This is a genomic window from Faecalibacterium sp. (assembly GCF_052358865.1).
Taxonomy (GTDB): Bacteria; Bacillota; Clostridia; order Oscillospirales; family Ruminococcaceae; genus Faecalibacterium; species Faecalibacterium butyricigenerans.
In genome coordinates, this window is record NZ_DAWCVJ010000008.1 from 45,508 (window position 1) to 58,357 (window position 12,850).

Consider the following 12,850-nt stretch of genomic DNA (forward strand, 5'->3'; position numbering starts at 1 on the left):
CTTTCTTTTGCCCTGAAATGCGGCAGAACGGATGTGAAAAATTCCGGAGTAGTTGTAATTAAGAACGAATTGCGGTATTATATAATAGTTGAATTATACGCACCTGTCAGCAGGGCGTGACCATAAAGAGAGTGAAAAGGAAAACTGCGAATGAGATCTGCGGGAAGAAAACCAAAGCATGAAGGAAAGGTCGGCCCGAAAGAGAGACGGGGGCGCGGCTCTGGGTCGGCGCGTCCGCCTGAGCAGGAGAGCGCCGCTTGGGCAGAGCTGAACATCGTCGAAGAGGGCGACGAGCCGGAAGAGGACAGCGAAGCCGAGGAGACAGAAGCCTCCCGGGAAAAGCGAGGACGCTTCCGCAGACATTGGAAGCACCGCCTGAAGAGGAGACCGGCCTTTTCGTCCGTTCACAACTTCCTCAACAGCCTTCTCTCCTTCCGCCTTCTGTTCGAGGTCTTCGTGCAGAAGGTGCGCTGGCTCTTTGCCGTGGGCGTGGTGTGCACGCTGGGGTTCATGTTCGTACTTACCACCGTCAAGAGCTTTGGGGCCAGCACCACCATGTCCCTGAACTATGAGGAGAGTGTCACCGGCAAGACGCCCAACGGCGCACGCTTCAGTGAGTCGGAGTTCCTGACGCAGGAGTACCTCGAGGCCATCTTACAGGCCACCGGCCTGCAGGACGACCTGACGACCGCCGACCTCGCGGACTGCATCTCCATCAGCCCCACCACCAGCCGGATCGTGACCAAGGAGGACGATTATTACATCAGCTCGTCCTATTATCTCTCGGTCAAGCTGCCGTGGACGCTCTGGGGGAAGATCACGGTGCAGGACTTCCTCGACGAGATATGCCGGGTATACCTCAAGCGGTTCACCGCAGATTACCGGGTCAACGCCACCTCGCTGGACATCGACGATGACTACAGCGACATGGACTACGAGGAGATCGGCTCCTACTTCAGCATGATGATCGACCGGGTCAACAACTACCTCACGGTGCGCAACGATCAGGACGGCTCCTATCTCTCCGCCAGCGGCCAGAGCTACAGTGCCATCAAGAAACAGGTACAGAACCTGCAGGGCTATACCCTCCGGGAATACCAGAGCTACATCTGGGAAAAAGGCGTGGCCAAGAACAATTTCCGCTGCATCGACGACCTCAACGAACTGAACCGCACCCTGCGGTGGGATGAGATGAGCGACTCCCAGAAGAGCGCGATCTACATGACCATTCTGGACAACTACAACAACAAGATGGTCTCCTCGGTGCTCATCCCCACCTATGACAACGACGGTGCATTCTATATGTCCCGCACCAAGATCGGCATCGACGATCTGGCCCTGCAGGCCAACGAGCTGCTCAGCTCGGCGGTGGAGGCCCAGAAGAGCATCGCCACCAACAACTCCAAGGTCACGGCGCTGGAACAGTACACCGAGTCGTATGAGGTACAGATGGCGCAGGCCATGGTGGACAACATCACCCAGCAGCTCGCGGACATCGTGAGCGCGACACGGGAGCTGGACGCCGACTGCTACGCCCAGCGCATCCACAGCTATCTTATGTTCAGTGAGCCGCAGATGTCTTTCATGCAGCGCTATAACGTGAAACGCAGCGTGATGCTGGCCGCGCTGGTCTGTGCGGTCTGCTATCTGGGCGCAGCCGTCCAAGCGTGCGTCCGGCGCCAGCGCCAGCGGATGGAGAACGAATAATATCCGTCTCTGGGACAGGATGGAGGAAGAATGAAAAGTTTTGATTTGCTGCGCTACCTGAAAAAATGGTGGTTCGTCATCATGCTCGTCACGGCAGTGGGCTGTCTGGGCGTGTATGAGTTTATTTCGTCGCGGCAGTCGTACACGGCCACAGCCGTTATCCAGTACGCAGGCCCCAACGCCAGCGAGGGCCTGAACGCCGACGGAACAAGGATCGACCCTTCCGAGATCACCTCGGCATCGGTCATCAACAAGACCATTCAGGATCTGGGCCTGACGGCTAGCACCGAGTCCATCCGCCCCCGGATCTCGGTGCAGGAGGTCATCCCGGAGGATGAAGAGACCAAAAAGGAGACGGCTCTTTCCAACGGCGACGAATACGAGTATTATCCCACGACCTACGCGGTCTCCTTCACGGTGGACAACAAGGACGCCACCGACTACGCCCGCAATGTGCTGGACTCGGTGCTGACGAACTACTTTCAATATTACAGCGAGACCCATGTGGACGCGGATATTTTCCCGAACAACGCCAGCAACGTCTCGGTGGCGAACTACGAGTATATTGATTGCGTGGAGATCCTGCGCAACAACGCCAACGAGAGTGCGGCTTTTCTGCGAAAAAAGGCAGAAGAGAAATACGGCTTTTACAGCGTGAAGTCGGGCTATTCCTTCTCGGACCTCGTATCGGAGTATGAATATCTGACCCAGAACGCCCTGAACGACCTTTACGCCTACATTATCAACAATAAGCTGGTGCGGGATCACACCCTTCTGGTCAACACCAAGAAGAACGCCATCCTGCGCTACCAGCTTCAGATCGACAGCCTGAACAACAACATCTCTGAGGCCAAGGACATCATCGACCAGTTCGGCGACAAGACGCTGGACGGCGCGGCGGTCTATTCGGCCAACCGGAACGCCGACGGCGGCGAGACCCAGATCATCACCGATGTGGTGCGGGACTACACCACCCAGCCCTCCGGCGATGTCACCACCACCTACGATAAGCTCATCCAGCATTACGCTGACCTCCACGCTGAGCGCATCGACGCCGCCATCGCGCAGGGAAAGGCACAGGAGATCCTGGACGCCTACGCCGATGTGACCCGGAACACCGACCCCGCCAGCGCCGAGGCCCAGTGGGCCAGCGAACGCATCGACGAGCTGGTGCAGAAATTCACCAGCCTGTATGAGCTTTCCATCGAGACCGTCGAGGAGTTCAATCAGGTCAACGGCGCGGACAACATCAAGATGAAGAACAGCATCGTGGTCAACGCGAAGCTCAACCTGAAGCTCTATGCGGCCCTGTCGGTGATACTGTTCCTCTTTCTGGGCTGCTTCTGCGCCATCTTCCTCGGACGGCTGGGCGATTTTGTGGACTACTATCTCTATGTGGACAAGAAGAGCGGCCTGCCCAACCGCGAGCGGTGCGACGCCATGGTGGACCGCTACAGCACCGTTCGTCTGAACGGCCAGTTCACCGTCATCCACATTCAGGTCGACCTCTCGGGGATGAGCCGCAACGACGGCGACAAGGCACTGCGGGCGCTGGGCGACCAGCTACAATACGTCTTCCGGACGCTGGGCTTTGTGGGCTACAACGGCGCGGGACACTTCATCGTCCTGCTGGAAGATTGCAGCATCGACTTGGCAAGGAACTGCATCGACCGCCTGAGCAATCTGCTGGCCAAGACCGAGCTGGCCGTGTTTGGCCCCTGCGTCTTTACGGGCGTCTCCAACTCGGCGAAGGATGACGCCTACGAGATCCGCGCCCTGCTGCGGCTGGCCATCCGCCGCTGCGCGGACGCAAAGGCCCGTCAGGAGGCCGAAAATGCAAGGAAGGCGGCTGAGTCGTCGCCGCTGAAGAGCGAAAGCTGAGAGTGATTTATGGGAAAGATGAGTAAAAAAATTCTGGCAGGGCTGCTGGCCGTCGTGCTTGTGCTGGGCGGCATCCTGCTGTACAATCTGCAGATGAATAAGAGCTTCATCACGACGTTTTATTCGGTCACGGTGGATAAGCCGGTAGAAGACCTGCGCATCGTTCTGCTGTCCGACCTGCATCTCCACGAGTACGGCGAAGACAATGCCGACCTTGTGCGGAAGATACAGAACCTTGCCCCGGACCTCATCGCGGTGGCGGGCGATATGAACATCGACACGGACACCGATTACCACGTCGTGCTCGACCTGATGCATCAGCTGGTGGACATCGCGCCGGTATACTACGCCCCCGGCAACCACGAGTGGGGGGGACGGTACGCGGGCGGCAGCGACGCCCTTTTTGACGACATTCAGGCCACCGGCGTCCACTGGCTGAACGGCAGCTATGAGGACGTGGAATTCAAGGGCAGGAAGCTGCGCATCGGCGGCTTTTTCGAGTGGCCCCGCGCCCAGCTGGAACGGGAAAACTCCCGCGCGGTGGCCGACGCCATGAACGGCGAGACGAACGAGCTGGACGACGTCTGCACCATCCTCATCTGCCACTGCCCGGAGGTTCTGGACACCTCGCTGGAGCTGTACCAGTTCGACCTTGTGCTCAGCGGCCACGCCCACGGCGGACAGGTGCGCATCGGCAGTCAAGGCCTCTGGTCTACCAGTCAGGGCTTTCTGCCCAAGTACACCAGCGGGGTCAACCAGATGGGGGAGTCGCAGGTGGTCATCAGCCGCGGCCTCGGCGATTCGGAGCCGTTCCCGCGCATCTTCAACCAGCCGGAACTGGTGGTCGTGGATGTGAATTGAGCCACGGCGAGGGACAAGACAGGAATGTTAGAACGAATGGATGTATTTGAGAACAAAATTGTAAAGATAGGCGGGATGGGGCTGTATATAGTACTCATGACCGTGAGTTTCTACTGCGCCTGCTATCGGTTGCCGGTAGGTTTGAAGTATGCCATCAATATGCTGGTTTTCGGCTGGGCATGCGCAATGTTCTTCATCCATCCGCTATTTGAAAGAGCAAAATTTTGTATGCGCTTTTTTTTGCTTTTTTCTTTTCCCTATATGCTGTTTTGGATGTGGTCAGTGGGTATCTGGATCTCGGAATTTCAAAACTTGGCGTTTATTGTTCGCGGCTCCCAGAATGTCATCTATATGATGACAAATCTGCTGTTTGTGGCGGGTGCGATTTATCTGTTTGGTAAGCATACACTGACGCTGACGGTCGTGGGTATGACAGTCGCAAACGGCCTTGTGGCTCTGCAAGTCGCAGCTCGGGCGGGCATCGGGACTTTTATCTCGGAGTACATCCGTCTGCTCGTCACATTCGCAGACGACACTGGTAGTGCAATGCGTTCGATGGAACTGCATGATATGGTCTATGGCTGGGGTGTTTGTGCCGTTTACTATCTTATCCACAAAGAAAAAAATTGGAAGATTCAGATTTTTTGTCTTGCTGTGAGTTGGCTTTTTTTTACAATGGGATTCAAGCGTATCGCAATTCCAGCAGTCGTGGGTGCGATTGGCATATATTATGTGATGTACTGGCTGAAGCCAAAACATCTGTGGACGCTGGCGACCATTGCGGCGGCTACGGTGGGCGTGCTGATTTTTCTTTATCTCATCTCTATCAAGACCCATGTTTTCTTTGATTTCTGCGATAAGCACGAAATCAATTTGATGAGCCGTGACGTACTGTTCACTTACTACGAGGATTTTTATCAGCTGTCGCCGACGTATCTGGGACGAGGCATCCGTTTCATCTATGCTTACGGTACAGAACATCAGAACGACCGCATTATGGTGAATGCAGTCCATAACGTCTATCTGGAATTTTACATTGAAGTTGGCTTCTGGTGCTGGTGGATTTGGATATTCTATGAGCTGGCATTCCGCATACACCGGGTCAGTAAATGGTACGGAGATATTCCCGCATATGCCCTTATGGCTATGAACTTTTATGTGTTCTTTACATTTCTGACGGATAATACTTCATTTTATTTCCCCAATAATGTCCTGTATCGGATGGCGGTCATGGTGTGGTGTTTTGAAGTGGCAGAAAAGAGAGCGAGGACACTGGAAATCAATGAACTAATAAAGGGTGGTATACATGAAAACAATTGCATTCGTAGTCCCGTGGTCTGGTAAACTGCCGGACTATTTTCAGGTGTGGCTTCAGAGCTGTGCGAGCAACCCGTCAGTGGATTTTCTTCTCTTTACATCTGAACCGATGCCCGGGTCAATGCCGGAAAATGTGAAGCATTTCCCACTTGATTTTGAACAGCTGCGGGGGATGTTTCAGGCTAATTTTGATTTTCCCATTTGTATGGATACACCCTATAAGTTCTGCGATTTCAAGCCATCCTATGGTGAGGTGTTTGCAAAGTATTTGAGCGGGTATGATTTTTGGGGACACTGTGATATAGACCTGATTTGGGGTGACATCCGCCGATTTGTTACCGAGGATGTCCTTGAACAGTATAATCGCATTTATACCCGAGGACATTGTACCATCTATCGGAATATACCGGAAGTAAATGCGTGGTATCGGACGCTTCCTCATGAAGGACTGCTGGACTGGAAGTATGTTTTTACGCACGAGGGTTCATTCTGTTTTGACGAGTGGGGGGATGGTGGACTTTCCCGCATTATAAAAGAAAACGGTATCCCGAATTATAATGTGATGGATATGGCGGATTTGGACGTCTCCAAAGGATGGCTGTCACCTCGATTGATTCCGGAGTATCAGTCGGAAGAAACGAATTATTTTGAGTGGCAGAACGGAAAACTTTGGGTGTGTACAGCAGAGGGAACGCGCAAAGAAGTGCTGTATGTGCATTTCCAGAAGCGGAAGCTGACATTCGAGCCATACGACAAAGACCATTTCTATCTTTTTGCGGTGGGTCTTATTTCGAGCGACCGCAGCCACATCGGCAAGCGCGACCGCCAGAAGGAAAAGAACTTTGAGAGAAATTACTGGAAAAACCGTATCATTGGAAAATTGGGCAGGATGTGTAAGGGGTTGAAGCGATGAAGGTCTTGATGATAAACAAATTCCTCTACCCCAACGGCGGCTCAGAGACATACATCTTCGAGCTGGGAAAGCAGCTGGAAAAGATGGGCCACGAGGTGCAGTATTTCGGGATGGAGCACGAGGGCCGCTGTGTGGGCAACCGGGTGGGGGCCTACACCAGCGGCATGGATTTCCACGGCGGAAGCAGGCTGGCGAAGCTTACATACCCGCTCAAGACCATTTATTCCTCCGAGGCTCGGCAGAAGCTGCGGCTGGTGCTGGATGATTTTCGACCAGATGTTATCCATCTCAACAATTTCAACTATCAGTTGACGCCCAGCGTCCTCCTTGAGGCGGACAAGTGGCGGCGGGAGAGCGGACAGCCCTGCCGCATCCTCTACACCGCCCACGACTACCAGCTGGTCTGCCCGAACCATATGTGCTGCCGGGTGGATGGTCAGGTCTGCGAAGACTGCCTCAGCGGGAAGTCTGCCTCCTGCATCCGACACAAGTGCATCCATGGCTCTGCCGCCAAGAGCGCCATCGGCGCTGCGGAGGCGGCGTTCTGGCGGTGGAAAAAGGTCTATAAAAAGCTGGACGCCATCGTCTGCTGCTCGGAGTTCATGAAGAAAAAGCTGGACACCGACCCCATCCTGCGGGGCAAAACGGTGGCCCTGCACAACTTTATTTCCACAAAAAAAGCGCCGGATGTGGAAAAACAGGACTATGTGCTCTACTTCGGACGCTTTGCGAAGGAAAAGGGCGTCGAAACCTTTGCAAAAGCCTGCAAGGCGCTGCCGGACATCCCCTTTGTGGCGGCGGGCAGCGGCCCGCTGGAAGGGGAGCTGGCCGGTATCCCGAACCTGAAAAATGTGGGCTTCCAGTCGGGCGAGGCGCTCCGGAAGCTCATCGCCGGGGCAAGGTTCAGCGTCTACCCGTCCGAGTGGTACGAGAACTGCCCCTTCTCGGTGATGGAATCGCTGATGTACGGCACGCCGGTGCTGGGCGCGGACATCGGCGGCATCCCGGAGCTGATCGACGCAGGGGAGAACGGCGAGCTGTTCGAGAGCGGGAACGCCGATGCGCTGGCCGGAAAGATAAGAGCACTCTGGGGCGACCGCACCAGACTGGACGCTTACACAAAGGCCTGCGGCAAGACCCGCTTCGACACCGTGGAGGCGTATGCGGAAAAGCTGATGCGCCTGTACCAAGGGTAATATGGAGGAGAAGGAATCATGGCAACCAAGAAACTGAACGGAACCGTTATCGTCACCTATCGCTGCAACGCGCGCTGCACCATGTGCAACCGCTACAAGGCCCCCTCGAAGCCCGAGGAAGAGATCAGCCTCGAGACCATCCGCAAGCTGCCGCCCATGTACTTTACGAACATCACCGGCGGCGAGCCGTTCATCCGCACCGACCTGAAGGACATCGTGCGGGAGCTGCGGAAGAAGTCGGACCGCATCGTCATCTCCACCAACGGCTTCTTCACCGACCGCATCCTCGACCTGTGCAGGGAGTTCCCGGACATCGGCATCCGCATCTCCATCGAGGGCCTCGAGCAGACCAACAATGAGATCCGCGGCCTCGCCGACGGCTACAACCGCGGCTACACCACCCTGAAAAAGCTCCGGGAGATGGGGATGAAGGACGTGGGCTTCGGCATGACCGTGCAGGACAAGAACGCCCCCGACCTCGTGCCCCTCTATCGCCTGTCGGATGAGATGGGGATGGAGTTTGCCACCGCCACCCTGCACAACAGCTTCTATTTCGTGGAGGCCAAGAACATCATCCACGACCGCCCGATGGTGGCCAAGAACTTCGAGGCCCTCATCAACGAGCTGCTGCGGAGCAATTCGCCCAAGAAGTGGTTCCGCGCCTACTTCAACCATGGACTTATCAACTATCTTTACGGCCAGAAGCGTCTGCTGCCCTGTGATATGAGCTTCGACACCTTCTTCATCGACCCCTACGGCGACGTCATGCCCTGCAACGGCACCAAGGACAAGGAGGTCATGGGCAACCTGAACACCCAGAGCTGGGAGGAGCTGTGGAGCAGCCCCGAGGCCGACGCGGTCCGCGCCAAGGTGCGCCACTGCGACCGCGCCTGCTGGATGATCGGTTCGGTCTCGCCCGCCATGCACAAGTACATCTGGAAGCCGGGCTTCTGGGTGCTGACCCATAAGCTCAAGGCCCTCTTCACCAAGACCCCCTACAGTATGTACGAGTTGAAGGTCTGCCGCGACTACCGCGACGGCAGGGTGACGAAGGAGGAGCTGGACCGCTGCTCCACCTGCGACCTCAACTGTGTGGTCAACAACGGCCTGAGCGCCGCCTCACAGGAGCAGCTGCGCCATAAGTCCGGCGAGGAGATCGTGGACGCTGATCTTGCAAGCCAGCTCAGACAGTGAGGGAGAAGCCGATGAAGATACTCATCATTCGTCCGTGGCCCAGCCTGCTGGACGTGACCAAGAACACCTACAACATTCAGGAGGTGGGGCTGGCCAAAGCGCTGGTCAAGCGGGGCCACTCTACCGACATCCTGTTCTGGACGGACGGGGATGAGATGACTGTGGAGGTGGAGGCAGAGGGCGGCAAGCCCATCCGGGTCTTCTACCGCCACGGGAAAGTCCTGCTCAAGAACGTCTGGTTCAGCGGGCAGGATGCACTTTTCGCCCAGTACGATGTTTTGCAGACCGCCGAGTACAATCAGATGTTCTCATGGCATCTGGCCGGGAAGTACCCCGAAAAGACGGTCATCTACCACGGCCCCTACTATTCGCCCTTCAACAAGAACTATAACCGGATGTGCAGGGTGTTCGACGCCTTTTTCGTGGGGCGCTACCGCCGCCGGGGCACCCGGTTCCTGACCAAGAGCGAGCTGGCCCGGAAGTTCCTGCTGGAAAAGCGGCTCTCGCCGGAGCAGGTGACGACGGTGGGCGTCGGCATCGATGCCGAGCTTCTGCGCGACCGTCCGGACGCCGGGCAGACCGAGCTGGAAGGGAAGATGCGCGCCCAGAAAAAGGGCCTGAAGCTGCTCTACATCGGCCGCATCGAGCCGCGCCGCGACCCCTTCTTCCTGCTGGATGTGCTGGCCGAGGTGCGGAAAAGCGACCCCGACGCCTGCCTCTACCTCATCGGCGACGGGGACGAGACGTATCGGGACAGCGTGAAAGCGGCCATTGGGGAAAAGGGGCTGACGGATTGGGTTTTCTGGCAGAAAAAAGCCCCGCAGTACCAGATGAAGGGGGTCTACCAGCAGGCAGACTTCTTCCTGCTGCCGACGGAGTACGAGATCTTCGGCATGGTGCTGCTGGAGGCCATGTTCTTCCGCCGGGTGGTGCTGACCACCCCCAACGGCGGCGCGGATATGCTGCTGCGCAGCGGCGAGAATGGCATCGTGCTGGAAAAATCGGACCCGGCCCGCTGGGCAGAGGCCCTGCTGGACGTCGCCGCCGACCCGGCAAAAAAGGCCCGGATGGAGCAGGCGGCCTATGAGACGGTCATCCATGAGAATACATGGGACGCCCTCGCCGGCCGCTTTCTGAAGGGCTACGAAACGAGATAAAACGCCAAAAAGGCTGCCGCACGTTTTGTGCAGCAGCCTTTCGTTATTTCTGATACAGTTTCAGAGTCTCGACTACGATCTTATCCCACGGGAAGCGGGTGCAGACGTACTCGGCGGCGAGCCACTTGAACATCCGCACCGCATTGGGATGCTCGAGGGCGTAGGTGAGCTTCTGGGCGAGGTCGTCCACATCGCCCTTGCGGAAGACGATGCCGTTGTCGTGGATGACATTGTAGCACTCCTCGATGTCGGAGGTGATGACGCAGTTGCCGTAGCTCATGGCCTCCAGCAGGCAGAGGGGCATTCCCTCAAGGTCGCTGGGCAGGACGAAGAGGTAGGCATTGCTGTAAAGCTCTTCCCGCAGCGCACCGTCCACGAAGCCGGTGAAAATGATGCGGTCGTCCCCGCCGGCCTGCTCCTTCAACTGGTCGATGTACCAGTGGGTGTCGGAGGAGCCGCCCGCGATGACCAGCTTTTTGTCGGTGTGGAGCTTCTTGAACGCATCCACCAGATAGTGACAGCCCTTTTCCGGCACCATCCGGCCCAGATAGAGGATGTAGGAGTCCTTCTCGAGGCCGTACTTCTCCCGGATGATGTCCGGGGCCGCAGGGGCCACAGGGTTGACGCCGTTGGGGATATAGCGGGTGGCGCGGCCGTAGGTGTCCTGAAAATACTTCTGTGTGCTGTGATTGAGGACGATGATCTCGTGGGCGAACCGGACGCCGGTCTTTTCGCCCGTGTGGATATACCATGAGCCGAAGGAGCCTTTCCATTTGTCCCGTGCCCAGTCCAGACCGTGGACGGTCAGGACGACCCGCTTGCCGGTGAGGCGGGGAAGCCATGAGAACATGGCAGGCCCTTCGGCGTGGATGTGGACCACGTCATAGGGGCCGAACGCCGCCGCAAGACAGCCGAAGAAGCTGGACGTCACCGCTGCAAGGCCCTTGCGGTCGATGGTGGGCACCCGCTTGAGCCGGATGCCACGGTATTCGTCGAGGTGCTCGATGTCGTATTCTTTTCCGCTGACGTGATGGCCGGTGCGATTGTAGCAGGTGACGCTGTGGCCGTGCATCACCATCCGCGCGGCAAGCTCCTCTACAACGACCTCGATCCCTCCTTCCCGTGAGGGCACCCGCTTGTGCCCTACCATAGCGATCCGCATAGTTGCATCAACTCTTTCTTGTTTCATGTATGATTCCAGGAATACAAAGTGGAAATATTTGACTGCAAGTGACAAAAAATGACAATTTGTTTCAATGTTATGTATATTTTACACAATTTTGATGCAAAGGTCAATACTCGGAGATAAGAATCTTAGCCAAGCCGTCAAAAAAATCCCCTCCGGATGGGAGGGGAAGGGTGTGCGGATCAATCGTCGTTGCTGTCGAGCTTGAGGACTGCGGTGAAAGCCTCGCTGGGCAGGGAGACAGAGCCGAGCTGGCGCATCTTCTTCTTGCCTTCCTTCTGCTTTTCCAGCAGCTTCTTTTTGCGGGAGATGTCGCCGCCGTAGCACTTGGCCAGCACGTCCTTGCGCATGGCCTTGACCGTCTCGCGGGCGATGATCTTGCCGCCGATGGCTGCCTGAACGGGGATCTCGAAGAGGTTGCGGGGGATGTTGTCCCGCAGCTTCTCGCAGATGCGGCGTCCCTTGGCGTAGGCGTTGTCCCGGAAGACGATCATGGACAGGGCATCCACGGGGTCGCCGTTGAGCAGGAAGTCCAGCTTGACCAGATCGCTCTCGCGGTACTCCTTGAACTCGTAATCGTAGCTGGCGTAGCCGCGGCTCCGGCTCTTGATGGCGTCGAAGAAGTCGTAGACGATCTCGCCCAGCGGCAGGGCGTAGTGCAGGTCCACGCGGACGTCGTCCAGATACTTCATGTCGATGAGGACGCCGCGCTTGTTCTGGCACAGGTCCATCAGGCTGCCCACATATTCGTTGGGGGTATAGAGGTGGACGTCCACGAACGGCTCCTCCTGCTTGACGATGTTGGAGGGGTCGGGGTAGCTGGAGGGGTTGTCGATCAGCTCCACTGTGCCGTCGGTGAGGGTCAGGCGGTAGCGGACGCTGGGGGTGGTGGTGATGAGGTCGAGGTCAAATTCCCGCTCAAGACGCTCGGTGATGATCTCCATGTGGAGCAGACCGAGGAAGCCGCAGCGGAAGCCGAAGCCCAGTGCGGCGCTGGTCTCCAGCTCGAAGGTCAGGGAGGCATCGTTGAGCTGCAGCTTTTCCAGCGCGTCCTTCAGGTCGGGGTACTTTGCGCCGTCGGCGGGGTAGATGCCGCAGAAGACCATCGGCTTGACCTGACGGTAGCCGGGCAGGGCCTCGGCGGTGGGGTTGTCGGCCAGCGTGACGGTGTCGCCCACGCGGGTGTCCTGCACAGTTTTGATGCTGGCGGTCAGGTAGCCGACCTCGCCGGCCTGCAGCTGGGCGCAGGGGGTCAGGCTGGTGGCACCCATGTGGCCCACCTCCACCAGCGTGAACTGTGCGCCGGTGGCCATCAGACGGATGGTGTCGCCGGGCTTCACCGTGCCCTCAAAGACGCGGATATAGACGATGACGCCCTTGTAGCTGTCATAGATGCTGTCGAAGATGAGGGCCTTGAGGGGGGCGTCGGGGTCGCCGG

At 57.2% G+C, this 12,850-nt stretch carries 10 protein-coding genes; 8 read left to right on the plus strand and 2 right to left on the minus strand.

Going from position 1 to position 12,850, the window contains the following annotated elements; translation table 11 throughout:
• The first annotated feature begins 150 nt into the window (after positions 1–150).
• Genes ACT8X9_RS02760 through ACT8X9_RS02795 form a run of 8 tightly spaced genes read left to right on the plus strand, consistent with a single transcriptional unit; the run spans position 151 to position 10,226 of the window.
• Positions 151–1,707 carry a hypothetical protein gene (locus ACT8X9_RS02760; RefSeq protein ID WP_444268048.1) on the plus strand — a complete coding sequence of 519 codons (1,557 nt, stop codon included), beginning with the start codon at positions 151–153 and terminating at the stop codon, positions 1,705–1,707.
• Between the two features lie 30 nt (positions 1,708–1,737).
• Positions 1,738–3,588, plus strand: a complete 1,851-nt coding sequence (locus tag ACT8X9_RS02765; RefSeq protein ID WP_444268049.1) for a hypothetical protein — start codon at positions 1,738–1,740, stop codon at positions 3,586–3,588.
• 9 nt (positions 3,589–3,597) lie between these two features.
• Positions 3,598–4,449 (plus strand): metallophosphoesterase, encoded by an 852-nt coding sequence (locus ACT8X9_RS02770; RefSeq protein ID WP_349138528.1) that lies wholly within the window; start codon positions 3,598–3,600, stop codon positions 4,447–4,449.
• Positions 4,450–4,485: 36 nt separating this feature from the next.
• Positions 4,486–5,793 (plus strand): hypothetical protein, encoded by a 1,308-nt coding sequence (locus ACT8X9_RS02775; RefSeq protein WP_444268050.1) that lies wholly within the window; start codon positions 4,486–4,488, stop codon positions 5,791–5,793.
• Positions 5,756–6,679: a DUF6625 family protein gene (locus ACT8X9_RS02780; protein ID WP_444268051.1), complete on the plus strand. Its 924-nt coding sequence runs from the start codon at positions 5,756–5,758 to the stop codon at positions 6,677–6,679. The genes ACT8X9_RS02775 and ACT8X9_RS02780 overlap by 38 nt, the downstream gene beginning before the upstream one ends.
• An 8-nt stretch (positions 6,680–6,687) precedes the next feature.
• Entirely contained in the window at positions 6,688–7,875 is a 1,188-nt protein-coding gene (locus tag ACT8X9_RS02785) for a glycosyltransferase family 4 protein (protein ID WP_444268052.1), read from the plus strand.
• A gap of 18 nt (positions 7,876–7,893) precedes the next feature.
• Positions 7,894–9,069, plus strand: coding sequence for a radical SAM protein (locus ACT8X9_RS02790; protein ID WP_227620163.1), 1,176 nt, complete (start codon positions 7,894–7,896; stop codon positions 9,067–9,069).
• An 11-nt stretch (positions 9,070–9,080) separates the two neighbouring features.
• On the plus strand, positions 9,081–10,226 hold the full coding sequence (locus tag ACT8X9_RS02795; protein WP_444268053.1) for a glycosyltransferase family 4 protein: 1,146 nt from the start codon (positions 9,081–9,083) through the stop codon (positions 10,224–10,226).
• 43 nt (positions 10,227–10,269) lie between these two features.
• On the opposite strand, the gene ACT8X9_RS02800 is transcribed toward ACT8X9_RS02795, so the two are convergent.
• Together ACT8X9_RS02800 and lepA are read right to left on the minus strand one after the other, a co-directional pair.
• A complete protein-coding gene (locus ACT8X9_RS02800) occupies positions 10,270–11,388 on the minus strand; it encodes a glycosyltransferase family 4 protein (RefSeq protein WP_444268054.1) in 1,119 nt (372 codons plus the stop codon).
• Between the two features lie 206 nt (positions 11,389–11,594).
• Positions 11,595–12,850 (minus strand): translation elongation factor 4 (lepA, locus tag ACT8X9_RS02805; protein ID WP_444268055.1); only part of this gene is annotated, 1,256 nt, incomplete at its 5' end.

Bases quoted from the DNA above. Each gene is read 5' to 3' on its own strand.
- ACT8X9_RS02785 (WP_444268052.1), top strand. From the start codon at position 6,688: ATGATAAACAAATTCCTCTACCCCAACGGCGGCTCAGAGACATACATC.
- ACT8X9_RS02765 (WP_444268049.1), top strand. From the start codon at position 1,738: ATGAAAAGTTTTGATTTGCTGCGCTACCTGAAAAAATGGTGGTTCGTC.
- ACT8X9_RS02780 (WP_444268051.1), top strand. From the start codon at position 5,756: ATGAAAACAATTGCATTCGTAGTCCCGTGGTCTGGTAAACTGCCGGAC.
- ACT8X9_RS02760 (WP_444268048.1), top strand. From the start codon at position 151: ATGAGATCTGCGGGAAGAAAACCAAAGCATGAAGGAAAGGTCGGCCCG.
- ACT8X9_RS02800 (WP_444268054.1), bottom strand. From the start codon at position 11,388: ATGCGGATCGCTATGGTAGGGCACAAGCGGGTGCCCTCACGGGAAGGA.
- ACT8X9_RS02770 (WP_349138528.1), top strand. From the start codon at position 3,598: ATGGGAAAGATGAGTAAAAAAATTCTGGCAGGGCTGCTGGCCGTCGTG.
- ACT8X9_RS02795 (WP_444268053.1), top strand. From the start codon at position 9,081: ATGAAGATACTCATCATTCGTCCGTGGCCCAGCCTGCTGGACGTGACC.
- ACT8X9_RS02790 (WP_227620163.1), top strand. From the start codon at position 7,894: ATGGCAACCAAGAAACTGAACGGAACCGTTATCGTCACCTATCGCTGC.
- ACT8X9_RS02775 (WP_444268050.1), top strand. From the start codon at position 4,486: ATGGATGTATTTGAGAACAAAATTGTAAAGATAGGCGGGATGGGGCTG.